We start from the raw sequence: 20,781 nt of genomic DNA, 5'->3' as shown, positions 1-20,781 counted from the left end.
GGGTCGCGCTAGCCGGCCTCGTCGGAAAGATAGCCGTCGAACGAGACGAGGCTCTCCACCACGCGATCGTAGAGCCGCGTGCGGGCCTGGCGTGTGCGGTAGGCCACGTGCGGGGTGAGGACGACGTTGGGCAGGCGCCGCAGCGGCGAGGCGGCGGCGAGCGGCTCGTGCGCGAAGACGTCGAGGCCCGCGCCGGCGATCCGCCCCGCCTCCAGCGCGGCGACGAGCGCCGCCTCGTCGACGAGGGCGCCGCGCGCCGTGTTCACGAGGATCGCCTCCGGGCGCATGGCCGCGATCAGCCGCGCGTCGAGGATGCCCGCCGTCTCCGGCGTCGAGGCGAGGTGGAGGGAGACCACGTCCGCGCGCGCGACGAGCTCGTCGAGGGAGACGAAGGTGACGGCGCCCTCGCGCTCGCCGGGGGCGCGCGAACGGGTGTGGACGAGGATCGTCGCCTCGAAGCCCTCGAGCAGGCGCGCGAAGGCCTTGGCGATCCCGCCCCAGCCGACGAGCCCGACCGTCGCGCCGGAGAGCTCGCGGCCCTGATGCGCCACCTCCCAGCCGCCCGCACGGAGCGTGGCGTCGGCCGCGGGGATCGCGCGCAGCGTCGCGAGCGCGAGGCCGAGCGCGTGCTCGGCGATGGCGCGATCGCCGTAGCCCGGCGCCGTCGTCACGTCGACACCGTGGGCGGCCGCCAGCGCCAGGTCGACGTAGCTCGACGCACCGCTGCCGCAGAAGGCGATGCGCCTGAGCCGCGGCGCCGCGGCGAAGGCCTCGCTCGGGAAGTCCCAGGCGAGCATCACGCCGTCGGCGTCCGCCACGCGCGCCGCGAAGGTGGCGGCGTCGGGCGCGCGCCCGAGGTGGACGCGCACCTCGCCGCGGGCTTCGAGCCGGGCCATGGCGCCGCTCGCGTCGAGCAGGGCGAGCGTGTCTTCGCTCGTGTCCGGCAGGACGAGGACGGGCCGGCGGCTCACGAGGCCATCGCCCGGCGTTCGCGGGCGTCCTGCCAGCGATAATAGGCGGTGAGCGCGTGCACGACGGGGGAATGCAGCCCGTGCAACCGGATCGGTCGCAGCGGCGTCACCGGAAGCGGCATCGCGTCGGCCGGCTCGCCGGCGGCGAGGCGGGCGAGGACGGTGCCCATGGCCGTCCCCATGGCGACCCCGCGCCCGTTGAAGCCGAGCCCGGCGAACAGCCCCTCCTCGATCTCGTGGAGATGCGGGAGATGATCCGCCGTCATCGCGACGCGCCCGCCCCAATGGTACGAGAAGCGGATCTCGCCGAGCTGCGGATAGAGCCGTCGGAGCGCCGCCTGCAGCACGCCGGTGTCGCCGGCGTCGAGCGCGTCCTTGCGGAAGCCGCGCCCGCCCATGAGCAGGCGGTTGTGGCGGTCCTTGCGGAAGTACCACAGCAGCCGGCGCGTGTCGGAGGCGGGATGGCCTTCGGGCAGGATCGTCGCCGCGACGTTGTCGGAGAGCGGCTCGGTCGCGACCTGGAAGCTGAAGACCGGCACGACGCTGCGCATCAGCGTCGGGTGCAGCGGCCCGGAATAGCCGTTCGTGGCGAGGACGACCCGGCGCGCCGCGACGCTGCCGCGCGGCGTCGTCACGCGCCACGTCCCGTCGCGGCGCGCGAGCCCCGTCGCGGGGCTGTCCGCGTGGATGCGTGCGCCGAGGCCCGCCGCCGCGCGGGCGAGGCCGCGAGCGAAGGAGAGCGGCTGGATCGAGCCGCCGCGCCGGTCGAGCAGGGCGCCGACGTAATGCTCCGAGCCGACGAGCCGGGCCGTCTCGGCGCGGTCGAGCTCGACGATGTCGGCGCCGTAGGGTCGCCATTGCGCCGCGCGGGCGCGGATCGTGTCGAGCCCGGCCTCGGCGTGGGCCGGCTGCAGCCACCCGCCCTCGAAGGCGTCGCAGGCGATGGCATGGCGGCGCACGATGTCGAACAGGATCCGCGGCGTGGAGCCGGCGAAGGAGGCGAGCCGCGCGCCGGCCTCGTCGCCGAAGGCGGAGAGCAGCGCGTCGGGATCCTGCTTCAGCCCGGGGATCACCTGCCCGCCGTTGCGGCCCGAGGCGCCCCAGCCCGGGGCGTTCGCCTCGAGCACCACGACGTCGATCCCCCGCTCCGCGAGGGCGAGCGCCGTCGAGAGGCCGGTGAAGCCACCGCCGACGACGCAGACCTCGGCACTGGTCTCGGCGTCGAGCGGTCGGTGGCCGGGGTCCGGCTCGGCGGTCGCGGCCCAGAGCGAATCGGGATGGCGTTCCATGAAGGGGCGTCCTCTCTCGGCGCGCGGGGCGCTCACAGGCCGATGGCGTAGGCGGGGCGGCGGGGATCGGCGCCACCGCGGATCAGGCCCTCGTCGCGGTCGGTCTCGACGGCGCACAGGCCGCCGGCGCGCCAGTCGCGCTCGCGCCAGTAGCTCACCGTGTGGCCGCGCGCGGCGAGCGCCTCGCCCACCCGCTCGGGGATGCCGGGCTCGAGCTTGACGAGGCCGTGATGGTGGGTGAAGGGCGCGAACGATCCCGGGAAGTCGTAGGTGGCGAAGCGCGGGGCGTCGATCGCCTCCTGCAGCGCCATGCCGAAATGGTAGCGGTTGAGCAGGAGCTGGAGCATCGCCTGGCTCTGCACGTCGCCGCCCGGCGTGCCGAAGGGCATGACGTCGTCGCCGCGCACGAACAGCGCCGGGTTCGGCGTCAGGCGCGGCCGGCGGCCCGCGGCGGCACCGGACGGGTGAGCGGGATCGGGGCGGGACTGGCTGCCGCGCGAGGACGGCACGAGGCCGGTGCCCGGCACGACGGGCACGTTCCACGAGCCGTCGCTCGGCGTCGCCGAGAAGGCGTTGCCGTCGCGATCCACCACCGCGACGTAGGACGTGTCCGGCTCCGGGCGCGGATCGGGGCCGCCGGCGGGCACGGTGCGCTCGCCGGTCGAGCCGAGCGGCAGGAGCGGCCCCGGCATCTCCTGGCGTGCGCGCCGCCGGTCGATCTCGGCCGCCCGCGCGCGGGCGTGCTCCGGGGAGACGAGCGCGTCGAGGGGCACGTCGACGAAGGCCGGGTCGCCGAAATGGTGCTCGCGATCGGCGAAGGCGCCCTTCATCGCCTCGACCAGGAGATGGATGTAGTCCGCGTCGTTGTGCGCGAGCCCGTCGAGGCCGAGCACCTCGATCTGCGCGAGCGTCATCGGCAGGACGGGGCCTTGGCACCAGGCGCCGCAGACGTGGAGCGTGCCGCCCAGCGTGCGCATGGCGAGCGCCGGCTCGATCCGGCAGCGATAGGAGGCCATGTCCTCGCGCGACAGGAAGCCGCCCTCGCGGGCGACGTAGTCGACGATCTCGCGGGCGATCTCGCCCTCGTAGAACGCGGCGCGCACCGCCGCGAGCCCGGCGGCGCGGTCGCCGCTCGAGCCTTCCTCCGCGCGGAACAGCCGCTCGAACGTGTCGGCGAGATCGCTCTGGACGAAGCGCTCGCCCACCCTCGGCGGCCGGCCGCGGGGCAGGTAGATGGCCGCGTTGGCGGGCCAGGCGCGATAGCCCTCCTCGTATTCCGCGATCGTCTCCGCGAGGAGCGGGTGCACGGCGAAGCCCTCGCGGGCGAAGCGCGCGGCGGCGCCGGCGACCTCGCGGAAGGACATCGTGCCGTAGCGCGCGAGCGCCTCGATCCAGGCCGCGGGCGCGGCGGGCACGACGATGCGCTCGACGCCCGGCGGGATCGTGCCGCCGTGGCGCTCCATGAAGTGGCGCGGCGGCAGCGATCGCGACCAGGTGCCGAGGCCGTCGATCGTGATCGGCGTCTCCATGCCCGCCATGCGGATCATGATCGGCGCGACGCCCGCCACGTTGACGAGATCGGGTTGGAGAACGCCGAGCGCGATCCCCGCCGCGCAGCCCGCGTCGACGGCGTTGCCGCCGGCGACGAGGACGTCGTGGGCGGCCGCCGCCGCGAGGAAGTGGCCGGCGGCGACGACGTGGCGGGTGCCGGCGATCTCGGGTCTGGTGGGCGGGATCATGCGGAATGCTCCGGGGTGGGCAGCCGGCGATCGCGGCGCGCGATCAGGATCTGGCGCGCGAGGATCGCCGCGAAGAGGGCGAGCCCCGCCACGTCCGTCATGCGGCCCGGATCGAGGAGACCGAAGGCCGCGGGGAGCAGCAGCACCCGCTCGATCATCGAGAGCGGCGCCAGCAGGTGCCCCTCGATGGCGCTGTTGAGCGCCACCAGCGCCACGAAGGCGACGGCGACGAGGAGGAGCTGCTCGGCGATGCCCACGTCGATGCCGATGATGCCCGGCTGGACGACGAAGAGGAAGGGCAGGAGGAAGCCCGGTATGGCGAGTCTCAAGGCCGTGAAGGCGGTCTTCCAGAAGCCCGCGCCCGCGATGTTCGAGGCGACGAGGGCGCCCACCGCCACGGGCGGCGTGATCGCCGACATGTTGGCGTAGTAGAAGACGAAGAGGTGGGCCGCGAGCAGCGGCACGCCGAGCTGCACCATCGCCGGCGCGCCCAGCAGCGCGACGAGGATGTAGGCGGCCGAGGTCGGCAGGCCGATGCCGAAGGCGAGGCAGGCCAGCGCCGAGAGCGGCAGGAGCAGCCACAGCCGCCCACCCGACATCTCGAGCATGGCGTAGGAGAGCTTCTGGGCGAAGCCCGTGACCACCACGAACTCGACCATGATCGAGATCACCGCGATGATGATCGCCACCGACGCGCCCGAGCGTGCGCCGTAGATCAGGCCGCGGGCGACGACGACGAGCCCGTCCGTCAGCCCGCGAACGGGGCTGCGCGGGCCGTTCAGGCCGGCCGCGCCCACCGCGACGCGCTTGACGAGCTCGGAGCCCACGATGGCGATGTTGGCGTAGAGCGCCGCCATGCCCGCCGGCATGCCGCCGACCAGCAGCGCCACGAGCACGCCGACGCTGAAGATCAGGTGCGCGTGGAGCAGCGTCGCGCGCGGCAGCGACATGTCCATCATCGGGATGTCGGCGCGCGCGCTCTCGCGCATGGCGCGGGCGTCGATGCCCTCGCGGATCGCCCGCAGATGCACGCCCCACATGAGGAAGGCGTAGAACAGGATCGCGGGGAAGACGGTGGCGACCATCACCTCGGCATACGAGATGCCGGTGATGCCGACGATGAGGAAGGCGGTCAGCCCGAGCTTGGGCGGCGTCACCTGCCCGCCCGCCGACGCCGTGGCCTCCACCGCGCCGGCGAAATGCGGGCTGAAGCCCGAGCGCTTCATCAGGGGGATGGTGAAGGCGCCGGTGGAGGCGACGTTCGCCATGATCGAGCCCGAGATGCTGCCGAAGAAGCCGGAGGACACGATCGCCGCCTGGGCCGGCCCGGCCCGCAGCCCGCCGACGAGGCCGAAGGCGGCGCGCATGATGTAGTCGAGCCCGCCCGTGGCCTTGAGCAGGCCGGCCAGCAGCATGAACAGGAAGATCGTGGAAGCCGAGACCTCGGTGAGCCCGCCGAGCAGGCCGCGGAAGTACGGGATCGACGTCGTCGCGACCAGCCGCTGGAGCCCGATGCCGGCGTGGTTGGCGAAGCCCGGCACCAGGTTGCCCCAATAGGCGTAGAGCATCGCGAGCGCGGCGATGATCGGGATCGAGGCCCCCCATTCGCGCCAGACCGCGACGAGGGCGAGGACGAGGAGGAGCGAGGCGACCGCGAGATCCGCGCCGTTCGGGAAGAACGGGCGCGTGGTGACCAGCGCGTCGTATTCGAGGTGGATGTAGAGGAGCGGCACGAAGCACGCGGCCGCGAGCACGAGCGCGATGCCGCTCGACAGAGTGCGCCCCTTGCCGGCGTCCCCGTTGGCGAGGGCGAGATAGCCCACGACGAGGGCGAGGCAGAGGTGGATGTTCTTGAACTGCCCGGACGGCAGGACGAAGGCCCACGTCTGCCAGACGTGGAGGAGCGCCATGAAGAGCGCCACCGCGCAGAGCAGCGCGGCCGTGCGCGGCGTCGCCGAAAAGCGCGGCTCGATGCGGCCCACCGCCCGCGCCAGGAAGCCCGACATGTCCGCTCCTCCGTCCCGATCCGGGATCTCTCGCGCTCAGCCTTCGACCAGGTCGTCGCGCCAGACGTTCTGTTCCTTGAAGTACTGGGCTGCGCCCGCATTCACCGGCACGCCGGGGACGAGATAGCGGGTGGCGTCCTCGAGCCTGACGCTGGTGAGCACGTTCGAGATGGCGTGGAGGTCCGCCACGTTCTCGAAGACGGCCTTCGTCATCTCGTAGGCGGCCTCGTGGGAGACGTTGGGGTTCGCCGCGAGGATGCCCGACGAGCCGCTCGCCACCGCGGGCTCGGAGAGGTGCGGCCAGGTCTCCGGCGTCACCTCGAAGCGCATGATGCCGGGATTCTCCTCCTGGGCGCGGGAGATCAGCGCATCGGGGAAGGAGACGGGGCGCACCGGGTAGTTCGTCGTCAGCTCCACCACGATGGGGGAGGGGCGAAGCGCCGTGAGGATGGCGGGGATGCAGTCGATGTTGCCCGCCATGAAGCCGTCGTAGATCTCGCGCCAGGAGCCGAAGGTCCAGCGCACCTCGTCGCCGAAGCCGCTCTCCTCGAACATCAGCCGCCAGGACTGGGCCGTGGTGCCGCCGGCGGCGCCGGGGGAGATGCGCTTGCCGCGCAGGTCCTCGAAGGTGCGGATCTCGCTGTCGGCGTGGACGATCGGGGGCAGGGCGAAGGTCGTGTAGCAGAACATCTGCTGCACATCGATGGGCGTGCCGTAGGGCGCCGCGCCCTCGCGGGCCGCGACGAGGTCGACCGACGTGCTCTGGCCGAAATCGAGCAGGCCCTGGCCGATCAGCGCCACGTTCTCCGCGCCGCCGGACGTCGACTGGGACGAGCTGCGAAGGCCCGAATGACGGTTGATAATCGTGCTGAGCCCTTCGATGATGACGTAGCCGGTGGATCCGAGGGTCGCGGACCCGAAGAGATACTGGCCGCCGCCGACCTGCGCGCGCAGGCGCGCCGGCGTGAGGGCGAGGAGGCCCAGCGCGCCCGCGCCGGTGAGGAGCGTGCGTCGCGTGATGCCGCCTTCGGGGGAGAGCTCGAGATCGCGCATGCTGGTTTTCCCTCTGGCTGGTTTGTTCACTATGCTGAAACGCGCCCCCGTCCTTCGATGCGATCGACGGACGGTAACGCGCGCATGCCGTTGCCAAACACAGGATTCCACGGTACCGAGCCTGGCACAAGACGAGGACTGTTCAAAAATATGAACACGGTCTCACACTCTGCCCCGAACCCCGCGGCACCGGACGCCACCGATGCCGATACGCGGCTGGGCGAATCGATCCGCGCGCACCGGGTCGCGCGCGGCCTCACGCTGCGCGACGTCGCCGCGCGCTCCGGCGTGGCGATCGGGACGTTGAGCCAGCTCGAGCGCGGCATCGCCTCGCCGTCCTTGAAGATCCTGCGCGAGGTCTGCGCGGCGATCGACCTTCCCATGGTGCGCCTGTTCGAGGGGCTCGACGGGGGAGGCGACGACGTCGTCGTTCATCCGTACGAGCGCGGCAGCCTCGCGATCCCCGGCAAGGGCATGCGCAAGGAGCTGCTCACGCGCCGCAACGGCGCCAACATCCAGGCGATGATCGTGACGGTGGAGCCCGGCGGCGGCTCGGGGATCGACCCCTATTCCCACGACGGCGAGGAGGTCGGCCATGTGCTCGCCGGCGAGCTGACCCTGCGCGTCGGCATGCGCAGCTATCGCATCGGGCCTGGCGACACGTTCTGCTTCGAGAGCACGCTGCCCCATGGCTTCGAGAATTACGGCGACGTCGACGCCGTGATCCTCTGGGTGGTGAGCCGCCCGTTCTACTGAGCGCCGGCGCGCGCGCCGGCCGCTGCTCGCGAAAATCATCGTAGCCAGCGCCCGCGCGGGGGCGTACAAGGCCCGTCCATTCGAAAGACGAGCCCATGCCCCCCGCCACCGATGCGCTGACCGCGGCGCCGCCGTCGGGGCAGGCCGCGTGGCGACGCGAGGCGATCGCGACGCTGGCCCTGTCCTGGCCCCTGATTCTCACCAACGTCGCGCAGACCTCCCTGCAGGCGACGGACGTGCTGATGCTCTCCTGGCTCTCGCCGGAGGCGCTGGCCGCGGGCGCGCTCGGCTCGAACCTCCTCTTCGTGTGCTTCATCGCGGGGGTCGGCCTCTTCAGCGCCATCTCGGCGATGATCGCCGCCGAGCGCGGGCGCAAGCGCCACGCGGTGCGCGAGGTGCGCCGCACCGTGCGCCAGGGCTTCTGGGCGGGTGTGGTCCTCGTCGTGCCGGCCTGGGCGATGCTGTGGAACGCGCGCACGGTCCTCGAGTGGCTCGGCCAGGATCCCGTCCTCTCCGACATGGCGGCGGACTATTGCCGGGCCGTGATGTGGTGCCTGCTGCCGGCCTATTTCTACCTCACCCTGCGCAACTTCGTCGCCGCCCTGGAGCGTCCGCTCCTGGCGCTCGCGGTGGGTATCCTGGCGATCGGCGTCAATGCCGCGCTGAACTGGGCGCTGATCTTCGGCAATTGGGGCGCGCCCGCGCTCGGCCTCGTCGGCGCGGGCTGGGCGACGACGCTCACCAACGTCTTCCTGTTCGGGGCGCTGGCGCTCCTCGTCCTCGCCGATCGGCGCGCGCGCCGCTACCGCGTCTTCGGGCGCTTCTGGCGCTCGGACTGGCCGCGTTTCTTCCAGCTCTGGCGGCTCGGGCTGCCGGTCGCCGCCATCGTGCTCTTCGAGGTGACGATCTTCTCCGCGGCGGTCTTCCTCATGGGGCTGATCTCCACGGAGGCGCTCGCCGCCCACCAGATCGCCATCCAGATCGCGTCGCTCTCCTTCATGGTGCCGCTCGGCATCTCCATGGCGGCGACGGTGCGCGTCGGCCTCGCCTACGGCGCGGGCGACCGCGAGGCGGTGACGCGCGCCGGCTGGATAGCGTTCGCCATGGGCGTCGGCTTCATGGCGTGCATGGCACTCGTGATGATCTTCGCGCCGCGCCTCCTCGTCTCCGCCTTCCTCGACGTGTCGGACCCGGCGAACGCGACCGTCGTCGCCCTCGCGGTCTCCTACCTCGCCCTCGCCGGCCTGTTCCAGGTGGTCGACGGGGCGCAGGCGGTGACGGCGGGCATGCTGCGCGGGCTGCACGACACGCGCATCCCGATGTTCATGGCGCTGACGGGCTACTGGCTCTTCGGCCTGCCGCTGGCCGCCGGCCTCGCCTTCTGGGCCGGCCTCGAAGGCGTCGGCATCTGGATCGGCCTCGCCGGCGGCCTCGCGCTCACGGCGGTGCTGCTGGTGTGGCGCTGGGTCGGTCGGGAGCGGCTGGGGCTGTTGCCGGTGGGGCGCAGATGACGATAGGGAAGCCGCGCGCTTGCGCCGACACGAGCACGGCTCGCATACTTCGCCGCGCCAGGAGACCCCGATGCCCGATCCGAAAGCCGCACCCGTCGATCTCGCCGCCCTGCGCGGGGAGATCGATCGGCTCGATGCCGAGATGCACGCCCTGCTGCTCGAGCGCGGCGAGATCATCGAGCGGCTGATCGCGGTCAAGAAGACGAGCGAATCCGGCTCGGCCTTCCGGCCGGGCCGGGAGAGCGCCGTGATGCGCGCCATCGCCGAGCGCCATCGCGGCATCCTGCCCCTCGACACGGTGGAATCGATCTGGCGGGTGATCATCGGCACCTTCACCTGGGTGCAGGCGCCCTACGCCGTCCATGCGGACGTGTCGGGGGGCGATGCGCCCATGCGCGATTCGGCGCGCTTCCATTTCGGCTTCACCGTGCCCTACGTCCCCCACGAGAGCGCGCGGGACGTGATCGCGGCGGTGGCGGCGGCGCGTGGCGATCTCGGAATCTTCCGCATCGACCAGGGCGCCTCCGCCGGCCCCTGGTGGCGGGATCTCGCCGGGGCGAGCGCGCCCAAGATCATCGCGCGCCTGCCCTTCATCGAGCGCCCCGGCCATCCCGCCGGCACGCCGGTCTACGTCGTCTCGAAGCCGCTGGCCGACGCCGCCGTGCGCGAGGAGGTGCTCTTCGCCGTGCGCGTCGAGCGCTGGCGCGACGCCGCGGCTGAGGCGGTCTCGACGCTCGGCGGCGAGATCGTCTGCACGACGGGGCTCGCGGGCGAGCTCTCCGCCCTCGTCGCCGTGCCCGGCGCCGTCGAGCCGCGCGACCTCGTCGCCGCGCTCGACGCGAGCCGCGCGCCGGTCTCGGAGATCGTCGAGGTGGGGAGCCACGCCGCGCGCATGCGCTTCGCGGACGGCGCGATATCTTAGCACGTGAAATCGAGCCGGCGATGCGCTAGGACGGGCGCGCCCGGCCGGCGCCGGGCATCGTCCATTCCGCCATAGGGCCACGAGGCCGTCATGTCGTCGAACACCGTCCTGGAGACCACCGCGCTCGGCCCGATCGGCGCCTCGCTCGAAGCGCCGCGCCCGCTCGCCCGCCCCGAGCCGCGCCCCGGCGTGCTCGCCATCGAGACCTACGTGCCCGGCAAGAGCGTGGTGCCGCCCGGCGTCACGCCCCACAAGCTCTCCTCCAACGAGAACCCCTTCGGCGCCTCGCCCGCGGCGATCGCCGCCGCGAAGGCCGCCATGGACAGGCTCGCGGTCTATCCCGACGGCTCGGCGAGCGCGCTGCGCGCGGCGATCGCCCGCAAGTACGGCCTCGACGCGAAGCGCATCGTGGTGGGCAACGGCTCGGACGAGCTCCTCGAGATGCTGGCGCAGGCCTATATCGGGCCGGGCGACGAGGGCCTGTTCAGCGAGCACGGCTTCCTCGTCTACCGCATCGCCATCCTCACCGCCGGCGGCACGCCCGTCGTCGCGCCCGAGCGCGACTACACGACGGACGTCGACGCCATCCTCGCGCGCGTCACCGAACGCACGCGCATCGTCTTCCTCGCGAACCCCAACAACCCCACGGGCACCTACCTGCCCTTCGACGAGATCCGCCGGCTGCAGGCGGCGCTGCCGCCGCGGGTGCTGCTCGTCCTCGATGCGGCCTACGCGGAATACGTGCGACGCAACGACTACGCGTCGGGTCTCGAGCTCGCGCTCACCGCCGAGAACGTGGTGATGACGCGCACCTTCTCGAAGGTCTACGGCCTCGCGGCTCTGCGGCTGGGCTGGATGGTGGCGCCCGCGCACGTGGTCGACACCATCGAGCGCATCCGCCCGCCCTTCAACGTCAACGCCGCGGCGCTCGCCGCCGGCGTCGCCGCCATCGAGGACGAGGCCTTCGTCTCCGCGTCGGTGGCGCACAACGAAGAATGGGCGGAGCGGCTCACGACGGCGTTCGAGGCGCTCGGCCTCGGCGTGACGCCGAGCGTCGGCAACTTCCTGATGATCCACTTCCCGACGACGCCCGGCCGCACGGCCAGGGAGGCGGACGCCTTCCTCACCGCGCGGGGCCTCGTCGTGCGGCGCATCGAGAGCTATGGGCTGCCGAACGCGCTGCGCATGTCCATCGGCACGGCGGAGGCGAACGAGCTCGTCGTCGCGGCGCTGCGGGACTTCCTCGCGGGCGGCGACGCGCGCGCTCCGGAGACGCGTGATGCCTGAGCGGCTCGGCCCGCCGCGGGAGGCGCCGATCTTCCGCCGGCTGGCGCTCGTCGGGCTCGGGCTGATCGGCTCGTCGATCGCCCGCGCCGCACGCCGGCAGAACCTCGCCACGGAGATCGTCGCCGCCGATTCCAATGCAGAGGTGCGCGCCCGCGCCGAGGAGATCGGGCTCGCGGACAGGGTCTACGCCGACGTCGCGGATGCGGCGCGCGGGGCCGATTGCGTGATCCTGTGCGTGCCGGTGGGCGCCTGCGGACCCGTCGCGAAGGCGATGAGGTCGGTGCTCGAGCCGGGCGCGATCGTCTCCGACGTCGGATCCGTGAAGGGAGCGGTGATGGCCGCGGTGGAGCCGCATCTGCCCGAGGGCGTGCAGTTCGTGCCGGCCCATCCCGTGGCGGGAACCGAGGATTCCGGCCCGGATGCCGGCTTCTCCACGCTCTTCGCCGGGCGCTGGGCGATCCTCACCCCCGCCTACGGGGTGGAGGCGGACGCCGTGGAGCGGATGCGCGCCTTCTGGGAGGGGATGGGCTCGGCCGTCGAGATCATGTCGGCGCCCCACCACGACCTCGTGCTCGCCATCACGAGCCACGTTCCCCACCTCATCGCCTACAACATCGTGGGCACGGCGGCGGATCTCGAGGAGGTGACGCGCTCGGAGGTGATCAAGTTCTCCGCCGGCGGCTTTCGCGACTTCACCCGCATCGCCGCTTCCGATCCGACCATGTGGCGCGACGTCTTCCTCAACAACAAGGAAGCGGTGCTCGAGATGCTCCAGCGCTTCAACGAGGACCTCTCGGCCCTCGCCCGCGCCATCCGCTGGGACGACGGCGAGACGCTGCACGCGCTCTTCACGCGCACCCGCGCCATCCGCCGCGGCATCGTCTCGGAGGGGCAGGACGCCCCGGCACCGGATTTCGGCCGCCCGCGGGAGTGAGCCGCGCGGCGCTCCGCTCAGGAGGCAACGAGAGAGGGCGGCGCCCGTCGGACGCCGCCCTCCTCTTTTTCGTCGTCGCGTGGAGGCGATCAGCCCTCGACGGCGCGGGCCTCGTCGAGCCAGCCGTTGAACTGCTCGATGTTCTCCTGGATCCACTCCTGGGCGTGACGCTCGATGTCCTCCATCGAATCCTCGCCCTCCTGCATCAGAAGGTTCTGGGCGGAGACGTCGTTGATCGGGATCTCGGCGAGCTCGAGGAAGCGCGCCGCGGCCGGGTTCTCCTCGGCCCACTCGCGGTTGGCGAGGACGCGGATCTCGTCGACGGCGAAGCCGAGGTTCTTGCCCTCGGCCGAGGTGTCCTCGGTGGTGGCGTCGGGGTTGTTGGGCAGCGAGGTGTAGGGCACCTCGAGCCACTCGACGTCCTCGCCCGGGACGAGCGTGCCCGACACCCACAGCGGCGTCCAGGTGTAGTAGAGCACCGGCTCACCGCGCTCGAAGCGCGCGATCGTGTCCGCCATCAGGGCGAAGTAGCTGCCCTGATTGTGCTGGACGGTCTCGTCGAGCTCGTATTCGGGGATCTGATGCTCGATCACCAGCTCGCAGCCCCAGCCGGGGTTGCAGCCGGTCAGATCGGCCATGCCGTCGCCGTTGGCGTCGAAGAGCGCGGCGATCTCCGGGTCCTGAAGCTGGGCGAGGCTGGTGATGCCGTGCTCGTCCGCCGTCGCCTTGTCGATGAGGTAGCCCTGGAGCACGTCGTCGATGAACGTGCCGAGCTTGACCATCGCCTCCTCGCCGCCGGAATTCTCGAAGAACTCCTGGTGCAGCAGGTTCCAGTGCACGCCGGTGAAGTCGGCGTCGCCCTGGCCGAGCGCGACGTGCATGACGGCGTACTCGCCCTCGAGCGGGTCCTCGACCGTGTAGCCGAGCTGGCGCAGGCCCTCGAAGAGCACGACGTGCTGGAAGATCTCCTCGGCGATGCCCGAGGTCATCGGCTGCACGGTCTTGCCCTCGCCCGGCATGGCGGGGGCGTCCTGAGCCGACGCAGGGGCGGTCAGCCCGAGCGCCGCGATCAGCGCGATCGCGCTGGCGGTCGTCGTGGTTCGCATGGGTCTCTCCTCTCGCTGGTTGGTCGGTTCGAGCCCGTCGGGCTCTGCCTTGGTCGGCGGTCGCGCATCCCCGATCGCGGGGACGCGCGCGCCGCATCGACGCGCGACGGCCGCGCGAGAAGCGGGCCGTCGCTTGCGTGCGATTTTCGTTTCGCCGCTCAGCCGCCGCGTTGCGTCGCCGCCGCGGCCGCGCTGGCGCTGCGCCCTGCGGTCAGGCCGCGCACGAGCCCGATCGGCCCGCGCTCGACGAAGCGCCGCCCGCCGCGCTCGCGCTCCGAGGAGGCGAGCGCCTGAGTCATGCGGTCGAGCACGATGGCGAGCACGACGATGCCGACGCCGCCGATCACGGCGAGGCCCATGTCCAGGCGGCCGATGCCGCGCAGCACCATCTGGCCGAGCCCGCCCACGGAGATCATCGAGGCGATGACCACCATCGACAGCGCGAGCATCAGCGACTGGTTGACGCCGGCCATGATCGTCTTCGTCGCGAGCGGCAGCTGCACCTTGAAGAGCAGCTGGCGGCCAGAGGCGCCGAAGGCGTTGGCGGCCTCGATCACGTCCTTGGGGACCTGGCGGATGCCGAGATTGGTCAGGCGGATGAGCGGCGCCACGGCGAAGATGATGGTGACGATCACGCCCGGCACGTTGCCGATGCCGAACAGCACCACGATCGGCACCAGGTAGACGAAGGCCGGCGTCGTCTGCATCGTGTCGAGCACCGGGCGCAGGCCCGTCTCGAACCGGTCCGAGCGCGCGGCCAGGATGCCGAGCGGCACGCCGATCGCCGTGCAGAAGAACACCGCCGTGAGCACGAGCGCGAGGGTCACCATCGACTGCTCGTAGGCGCCGATCAGCCCCACGAAGAACAGCGACAGGGCCGTGCCCAGCGCGAGGCGCCCGCCCACGACCTGCCAGGCGACGAGCGCGAGCAGCACGATCATCAGCCCCGGCGGCAGGAACAGAAGCAGGTCGGTGATGCCTTCCAGCACCCAGTCGATGGGCTGGCGGATCGCCTGGAAGACCGGGCGGGCGTTGGCCACCCAGTCGAAGACGACCTCGACCCAGTCGTCGAAGGGGATCTCGAGGGTCTCGAAGGGATAGAGCGGATTGAAGGACAGGGTCTGCATGATCTCACTCTCCCGCGGCGGCGACCGGCGCGACCGCGTCCGCTTCGACGGGGGCGCTCTCGGCGGGGAGGTTGTCGAGAGCCTGGAGCAGCGACGTCCGCGAGACCACGCCGCGATAGCGTCCCTGCTCGTCGACCACGGGCACGGGATGGGGCGAGGTCGCGACGACGCCCATCAGCTCGTGCAGCGGGGCCGTCGGCAGTACCGTGGCCGTCTCCGGCATCAGCGCCGCGTCGAGCGGGGCGTCGTCGCGGCGCGCCTGCTCGAGCGAGGCCAGCGAGACGACGCCGGCGAAGCGCCGGCCCCGGCCGATCACGAAGCCGTATTCCCGGTCGAAGTCGCCGAGCAGCCGCAGCGCCGCGCGCGGGCCCTGCTCGGGCTTGTCGATGATCGTCACCTGCGTCTTGGTGGCGATGTCGGCGGCGGTGAGCACCTTGGAGATGTCCACCCCGCGGAAGAAGGAGCGGACGTACTCGTTCGCCGGGTTCTTCAGGATCTCGTCGGGCGAGCCCACCTGCACGACCACGCCGCCCTGCATGATGGCGATGCGGTCGCCGATGCGCATGGCCTCGTCGAGATCGTGGCTGATGAAGATGATGGTGCGCTTCTTCTCCTCCTGCAGGCGGATCAGCTCGTCCTGCATCTCGGAGCGGATGAGCGGGTCGAGGGCGGAGAAGGCCTCGTCCATCAGGAGGATCGGCGGATCGGCGGCGAGCGCCCGGGCGAGGCCGACGCGCTGCTGCATGCCGCCGGAGAGCTCGTCCGGGTAGCTCTCGGCATTGGCGGCGAGGCCCACCTGCTCGAGCGCGGCGAGGGCGCGCTCGCGACGCTCCTCTCGGCCCATGCCGGCGAGCTCGAGCCCGAAGGCGACGTTGTCGATCACCTTGATGTGGGGCAGGAGCGCGAAGGACTGGAACACCATCGATATGGTGGTGCGCCGCAAGTCCCGCAGGCCCGCCTCGTCGAGCTTGGTGATGTCCCGCCCGTCCACCGTGATCGAGCCGGACGAGGGCTCGATGAGGCGGTTGAACATGCGGACCATGGTGGACTTGCCGGAGCCCGACAGGCCCATGATCACGAAGATCTCGCCTTCCTTTACGGTGAACGAAGCATCCCGCACGCCGACCGTATTTCCGGTACGCGCGAAGATCTCGTCCTTGTCGAGACCCTCGCGTATCAGGGCGAGGGCCTCCTCCGGGTCGGGCCCGAAGATCTTGTAGAGGTGCTCGACGGTGATCTTGTCGGTCATGCGTCTCCCAAAGCGCGTCTAGGCGTTGCGCCGATCCGACGATCGACCAGAGTGGACGTAGCAGATCCCCTCGATACGATACGACTAGTGCACGAGAAATACGACCCCGAGCTATCGGAGTGCTATCGAGGGACCCGCGATGTGAGAGGAACTTAATTGACTTGGCTCGTGATGGCAACCGTTGAGCTTGCCCTTTACGATCCGACAGCCCGAGGAATGGGCCGGCGCCCGTGCCGCGCGTCGTGCCCGAGCCCGGGCGCTGCCCCAGGGGCAGCTCCCGGGAGCACATCCGCAGGTGTCACCTCGGGGAAGTCCCGTGCGCCGAAGCGTCGCGCCCGCGCCCGCTTGCGAGCCGGCGGGCGCGGGCGCAAGGCTCTCGCCGATCCGGCTCGGGCGGGGCTCGGACGACCCTTCGGACGACCCTTCGCATGCCATCTCGAAAACCCGTCGCGCCCGCGGCGCCGGAGCCCGCTCCGGTGCGGCGCGCGCGTGTCGCTCCGCCGCCGCGTGCGGCGGACGTCGCCATCCTCGGCGCCGGCGCCGCCGGCATCGCCGCCGCGCGGCGGCTCCTCGCGACGGGCCTCTCCGTCGTCCTGATCGAGGCGCGCGAACGCGTTGGCGGGCGCGCGCTCACGGCGCGCCTGGCCGGCCAGGCCGTCGACATCGGCGCGCATTGGCTGCACGCGGCGCAGGAGAACGGCCTCGTCGAGGAAGCGCGCCGGCTCGGCCTGCCGCTCTTCGACGCGCCGCAGGAGCCGCGCCTCGTCGTCGGCGCGCGCGAGGCCGACGCCGCCGAGACCCGCGCCTTCCACGCCGGCTGGTCGCAGCTCGCTGAGGCGATCCAGGAGATCGGCGCGAAGGACGACCTCGCCCCCGCCTCCGCTGCGCTCGAACGCCTCTCGCCCGAGGCGGCGGCGTTCGCCGGCACGCTCGCCTTCGCGCACGGCCCCTTCGCCTGCGGCGCCACGCTCGACAGCGTGGGAGCGGCGGATTTCGCGGCGGCGCGGGACGATCTCGATCTCTTCGTCGCCGGCGGCTACGGCGCCCTCGTGGCCCGCCTCGCCGACGGCCTGCCGGTGGCGCTCGCGACCCGCGCCACGCGGGTGGACTGGTCGGGGCGGGAGGTGCGCATCGAGACGAACCGGGGCGACGTGCACGCCCGCGCGCTCGTCGTCACCGTGCCGGTGCCGGTGCTCGCGCGCGGCGACATCGTCTTCGACCCGCCGCTACCCGCCGGCACCCGCGACGCGCTCCACGCGCTGCGCCCGGCGTCCTACGAGCACGTGATCCTCGCCTGGCCCGGCGGGCCGCTGCGCGAGGCGGCGAACACGACGATCGCCTTCGACGGCGACCCGGCCGACAATCTCGGCCTCCTCGCCAATTTCGACGGGGGCGTGCTGCACTACGCCGATCTCGGCGGACCGCTCGTGGGCCGGCTCGGATCGCCGGCGGCGCGGGCCGATTTCGTGCGCGAGAGCCTGGCTGCGCGCTTCGGGCGAGAGGCGGTGGCGGGACTTCGCGTGCTGCATGCGAGCCGCTGGGGCGAGGATCCGCTCTCGGCCTGCGCCTGGATGGTTGCGCCGCCCGGCGCTCACGGCGCCCGCGCCGTCCTGCGCGAGCCCGTCGGCGGACGGGTGCTCATCGCCGGCGAGGCGACCTCCTCGACCCTCTGGGGCACGATCGGCGGCGCCTACGCAGAAGGAGAGCGCGCCGCTCGGGACGCGGCGACGCTCGTTGGGGGGATCGCGGCGGGCGCGCGCATCGGCTGAGCGCATGCCCGCGAGCGGGTGGCCTTCGATCAGGACGCGTCGTCGGGCGCGTAGGGCAGCGAGGAATGATGCAGGACGATCTTCAGGTCGCCCGCGTCGTCGCGCGTGTAGGCGAAGCTGTACTCGACCTTCACCTCCTCGCCGGCGGTGGTCGTGAAGAAGTAGTTGCCCATGGCCACGGCGAGCTCCTCGCCGATCACGGTCCCCTCGTTCTCCCACCGCACGGCGGTGTAGGGCGCGATGGCGAAGCCGCCGTCCTCGGCGATGTCGCCGCCGACGAAGTAGGACAGCGCCTCGTTCGCGTCGCCGCGGAACTGGTCGGCCGCGGCGAGCGTCGGCTTGAACAGCACCGCGTCGGCATCCTCGTAGGCGTAGAACTGCTCGATATGGGCGCGCGCCGCCTCGCGGTAGTCGCCGCCCTCGGTGAAGGTGCGGCCGATGGCGACGATGCCCTCGCCCCAGGCGGTCTGCGCGGCGGCGACGTCCTCGGCCGTGATCGGGGCCGACGCGTCCATGGCCTGCGCGGCGCCCGAGAGCGCGAGGGCGGAGGCGGCGGCAAGCAGAAGGGTCTTCATCTGGTCTCTCCCGTTGTCGTAGTCGCGGATCGATCTCGTCCGCGAACGGGGAGATGGCGCCGGTGCGATCGGGGACAAATCGAAAGATCCTAACCCATCTTCAGTCTCGCCCTATGTATTGGGAGTTGTCCCGATTTTGCGCGAGAGAGGCTCCCGTGCGTCCCACCCTGCGCCAGCTGCAATACCTCGTCGCCATCGCCGAGACGGGCGGCGTCGCCAAGGCGGCGCGGCGTTGCCACGTCTCGCAGGCGAGCCTCTCGGCGCAGATCTCCACCATGGAGGCCGAGCTCGGGATCACGGTCCTCGAGCGGGTGGGGCGGGGTGTCCGGCCCACCCCGCTCGGCGAGGAGATCGTGCGGCGCGCCCGCGAGGTGCTCTCGGCCGTCGAGCAGATCCGCCACATCGGGCGGGGGCCGCAGACGCATTTCCCCAAGCGCCTGCGGCTCGGCGTCCTGCCCTCCATCGGCGCCTATTTCATGCCGCTGGCCACGCGCGACCTGCACGCCGCGCATCCGGAGCTGCGGCTCTTCGTGCAGGAGGGCAGCACGGAGGAGCTTCTCGCGGCGCTCCTCGACGCGCGCCTCGACCTCCTGATCACGACGCCGTCGGCGCGGGCGGACGTGCGCGAGGTCCCGCTCTTCACGGAGAGCCTGTGGGTGTGCGCGAGCGCGGAGGACCCGCTCTCGGCGGCGCGCACGCCGGTCACGCTCGACGATCTCGCCGGCTACCCGCTGCTCACGCTCGGCGAGGGCTTCCACCTCACCCGCGTGGTGGAGCGCATGGCGCAGGCGGCCGGCGCGCATGTCAGCCTGGAGTACCAGAGCCGCACCCTCGACGCCGTGCGGCAGATGGCGGTGATGGGGGCGGGCGTCGCCGTGCTGCCGAGCCTCTACGCGCTGGCGGAGGCGGTGCGCGACCCCGATTTCGTCGTGCGCCTCGTGGACGATCCCATCGCCAGCCACCGCGTGGTGCTGCAATGGCGGGCGACCTCGCCGATGCAGGAGGCCTTCCACGAGATCGCGCACGGCCTGCGGCAGGTAAAGGCGCGCATCCGCCGCTCGCGGCGCGGGCTCTTCCCGCTGCCGGCCTGGATCGACGACGGCTTGCCCGAGGAGGAGACCAGCCCGACGCAGGACGCGTGAGCCTCAGCCGCGGGCGCGCATCACCGCCATCGCCGCCGCGAGGTCCTCGATCGCGGCACCCACCGACTTGAAGAGCGTGATCTCCCGCGCGCTCCCGCGGCCGGCGGACGTGCCGCGGCACAGCCCGAATAGGTCGCCGCGCACCGCCTCGCGCGCGAAGGCGCCGGCGCGGATCGCCACGGCGACGTCCCCACCCTCGTCGAGCGCGGCCGGCGTGTCGACGTAGACCGCGGCGCGGGCGAGCGCCGCGTCGTCGGCCTCGCGCATGGAGAGGTTGAAGGCGCCCACGAGATCGAGATGCGCGCCGGCTTTCAGCCATTCGCCCCGCACGATGGGCTCGCGCGAGAGCGTGGCGCAGGAGACGAGATCCGCCTCGCGGACCGCGCTCTCGAGGTCCGCCGTCGCGACGACCTCCACGGAGCGATCGGCCACGCCCTCCGCGGCGAGGCGCGCGGCCAGCGCCTCCGCCTTGGCGGGATCGCGGTTCCAGATCGTGACGTGATCGATGGGGCGCTGGCTCGCGTGCGCGCGCACGAGAAAGGGCGCGAGCGCGCCGGCGCCCACCATCACCATGCGCCGCGCGTCCTCGCGCGCGAGCCGGCGGGCCGCGAGCGCCGAGGCGCAGGCCGTGCGCCATAGCGTCAACCGCGCCCCGTCGATGACGGCCCGCGGCACGCCGGTGGCGCCGTCGGCGAGATAGTAGACGCCCTGGACCGAGGCGAGGCCGCGCGCCCCGTTGCCGGGGAAGACCGCGACGATCTTCACGCCGAGCGCCGCGCCGTCGGCGCTGGCCGCCGCGTCGCCGCCGCCGCTCCAGGCGGGCATCAGGAGGAGCGTCGCGTCGCCGTCGGGGCGGGGGATGCCGTGATGATGGCGCACCGGCGCGACGAGATCGCCGGCGAAGGCGTCGTGGAGCGCATCGACGAGGCTGGTGAACGTCAGAGCGCGGTCGACGTCCTCGGCGGACAGGACGGCGAGCGGGGACGCCCCGCTCATCGTGCCGACGTGGGGCCGGCGAGGGCGGGCAGGCCGGTCTGCGCCTCGCGATCCTTGGCGCGGTCGACCTCGCGCTTGAGGCTCGAGGCCTCGCGCTTGTAGGCGCGCTCGGCCTTGCGGTGCTTGCCCTGGACGAGCCAGGCCGCGCAGCCGCCGATGACGACGCCGGCGGCGAAGAGGACGAAGAGCACGATCCATAGAGGCCCGGTGAGCGACCAGACCGGGTTCTCGGGCGTGAACGGATCGAAGGAGATCGTCGTCGGCGCGCGGTTGGCCATGGCGAAGAGCGCCACGAGCAGCGCGAAGGGAACGAGAATCAGGAGCGAGACGATGCGCCTCATGGGACGAC

General features: G+C 72.2%; 18 protein-coding genes. 7 read left to right on the top strand and 11 right to left on the bottom strand.

Annotation, left to right across the window (positions count from 1 at the left end; translation table 11 throughout):
• Positions 1-8 precede the first annotated feature (8 nt).
• From IEX89_RS15000 to IEX89_RS14980, 5 genes are read right to left on the bottom strand one after another with little or no spacing between them, the layout of a single operon-like run.
• A complete protein-coding gene (locus IEX89_RS15000) occupies positions 9-971 on the bottom strand; it encodes a 2-hydroxyacid dehydrogenase (RefSeq protein ID WP_188914031.1) in 963 nt (320 codons plus the stop codon).
• Positions 968-2,260, bottom strand: coding sequence for an NAD(P)/FAD-dependent oxidoreductase (locus IEX89_RS14995; RefSeq protein ID WP_188914030.1), 1,293 nt, complete (start codon positions 2,258-2,260; stop codon positions 968-970). The genes IEX89_RS15000 and IEX89_RS14995 overlap by 4 nt, the downstream gene beginning before the upstream one ends.
• 32 nt (positions 2,261-2,292) lie before the next feature.
• On the bottom strand, positions 2,293-3,999 hold the full coding sequence (locus tag IEX89_RS14990; RefSeq protein WP_188914029.1) for a gamma-glutamyltransferase family protein: 1,707 nt from the start codon (positions 3,997-3,999) through the stop codon (positions 2,293-2,295).
• On the bottom strand, positions 3,996-6,005 hold the full coding sequence (locus IEX89_RS14985) for a TRAP transporter permease (RefSeq protein ID WP_188914028.1): 2,010 nt from the start codon (positions 6,003-6,005) through the stop codon (positions 3,996-3,998). The genes IEX89_RS14990 and IEX89_RS14985 overlap by 4 nt, the downstream gene beginning before the upstream one ends.
• A gap of 36 nt (positions 6,006-6,041) precedes the next feature.
• Positions 6,042-7,058 carry a TAXI family TRAP transporter solute-binding subunit gene (locus IEX89_RS14980; protein ID WP_188914027.1) on the bottom strand — a complete coding sequence of 339 codons (1,017 nt, stop codon included), beginning with the start codon at positions 7,056-7,058 and terminating at the stop codon, positions 6,042-6,044.
• A gap of 150 nt (positions 7,059-7,208) precedes the next feature.
• Here IEX89_RS14980 and IEX89_RS14975 point away from each other — a divergent pair, with 150 nt between their 5' ends.
• The 5 genes from IEX89_RS14975 (at position 7,209) to IEX89_RS14955 (ending at position 12,468) form a co-directional block, all read left to right on the top strand.
• Positions 7,209-7,814: a cupin domain-containing protein gene (locus IEX89_RS14975; protein WP_188914026.1), complete on the top strand. Its 606-nt coding sequence runs from the start codon at positions 7,209-7,211 to the stop codon at positions 7,812-7,814.
• Between the two features lie 95 nt (positions 7,815-7,909).
• Positions 7,910-9,325, top strand: coding sequence for an MATE family efflux transporter (locus tag IEX89_RS14970; protein ID WP_188914025.1), 1,416 nt, complete (start codon positions 7,910-7,912; stop codon positions 9,323-9,325).
• Between the two features lie 70 nt (positions 9,326-9,395).
• On the top strand, positions 9,396-10,247 hold the full coding sequence (locus tag IEX89_RS14965) for a chorismate mutase (RefSeq protein ID WP_188914024.1): 852 nt from the start codon (positions 9,396-9,398) through the stop codon (positions 10,245-10,247).
• A gap of 90 nt (positions 10,248-10,337) precedes the next feature.
• The gene (hisC, locus tag IEX89_RS14960) at positions 10,338-11,534 is read left to right on the top strand and encodes a histidinol-phosphate transaminase (protein ID WP_188914023.1); all 1,197 of its coding nucleotides are present in this window, start codon (positions 10,338-10,340) and stop codon (positions 11,532-11,534) included.
• Positions 11,527-12,468, top strand: coding sequence for a prephenate/arogenate dehydrogenase family protein (locus IEX89_RS14955; protein ID WP_188914022.1), 942 nt, complete (start codon positions 11,527-11,529; stop codon positions 12,466-12,468). Before hisC ends, IEX89_RS14955 begins: the two co-directional genes overlap by 8 nt.
• An 89-nt stretch (positions 12,469-12,557) precedes the next feature.
• Here the strand turns inward: IEX89_RS14955 and proX are convergent, their stop codons facing one another.
• The 3 genes from proX to proV all read right to left on the bottom strand — a co-directional run bounded on the left by proX (position 12,558) and on the right by proV (position 15,950).
• Positions 12,558-13,574 (bottom strand): glycine betaine/L-proline ABC transporter substrate-binding protein ProX, encoded by a 1,017-nt coding sequence (proX, locus tag IEX89_RS14950; RefSeq protein WP_188914021.1) that lies wholly within the window; start codon positions 13,572-13,574, stop codon positions 12,558-12,560.
• Between the two features lie 158 nt (positions 13,575-13,732).
• The gene (gene proW, locus IEX89_RS14945) at positions 13,733-14,701 is read right to left on the bottom strand and encodes a glycine betaine/L-proline ABC transporter permease ProW (protein ID WP_188914020.1); all 969 of its coding nucleotides are present in this window, start codon (positions 14,699-14,701) and stop codon (positions 13,733-13,735) included.
• Positions 14,702-14,705: 4 nt separating this feature from the next.
• A complete protein-coding gene (proV, locus tag IEX89_RS14940; RefSeq protein ID WP_188914019.1) occupies positions 14,706-15,950 on the bottom strand; it encodes a glycine betaine/L-proline ABC transporter ATP-binding protein ProV in 1,245 nt (414 codons plus the stop codon).
• Between the two features lie 476 nt (positions 15,951-16,426).
• On the opposite strand from proV, the gene IEX89_RS14935 reads away from it, so the two are divergent.
• Positions 16,427-17,719, top strand: a complete 1,293-nt coding sequence (locus tag IEX89_RS14935; protein ID WP_188914018.1) for a flavin monoamine oxidase family protein — start codon at positions 16,427-16,429, stop codon at positions 17,717-17,719.
• A 29-nt stretch (positions 17,720-17,748) separates the two neighbouring features.
• Here IEX89_RS14935 and IEX89_RS14930 read toward each other — a convergent pair whose 3' ends face one another.
• On the bottom strand, positions 17,749-18,294 hold the full coding sequence (locus tag IEX89_RS14930; protein WP_188914017.1) for a metal-independent carbonic anhydrase family protein: 546 nt from the start codon (positions 18,292-18,294) through the stop codon (positions 17,749-17,751).
• A 155-nt stretch (positions 18,295-18,449) separates the two neighbouring features.
• Between IEX89_RS14930 and IEX89_RS14925 the strand changes: the two genes are divergently transcribed.
• Entirely contained in the window at positions 18,450-19,436 is a 987-nt protein-coding gene (locus IEX89_RS14925) for a LysR family transcriptional regulator (protein ID WP_188914016.1), read from the top strand.
• A 3-nt stretch (positions 19,437-19,439) separates the two neighbouring features.
• On the opposite strand, the gene lhpI is transcribed toward IEX89_RS14925, so the two are convergent.
• Complete coding sequence (gene lhpI / locus IEX89_RS14920; RefSeq protein ID WP_188914015.1) at positions 19,440-20,432, bottom strand: bifunctional Delta(1)-pyrroline-2-carboxylate/Delta(1)-piperideine-2-carboxylate reductase; 993 nt, start codon at positions 20,430-20,432, stop codon at positions 19,440-19,442.
• On the bottom strand, positions 20,429-20,773 hold the full coding sequence (locus IEX89_RS14915) for a LapA family protein (protein ID WP_188914014.1): 345 nt from the start codon (positions 20,771-20,773) through the stop codon (positions 20,429-20,431). Before IEX89_RS14915 ends, lhpI begins: the two co-directional genes overlap by 4 nt.
• Between the last annotated feature and the right edge of the window lie 8 nt (positions 20,774-20,781).

This window comes from Salinarimonas ramus (assembly GCF_014645695.1).
In the GTDB taxonomy this organism is placed as follows: Bacteria; Pseudomonadota; Alphaproteobacteria; order Rhizobiales; family Beijerinckiaceae; genus Salinarimonas; species Salinarimonas ramus.
The sequence above is the reverse complement of the archived record's forward strand: the minus strand, read 5'-3'. Positions and strand labels throughout refer to the sequence as shown.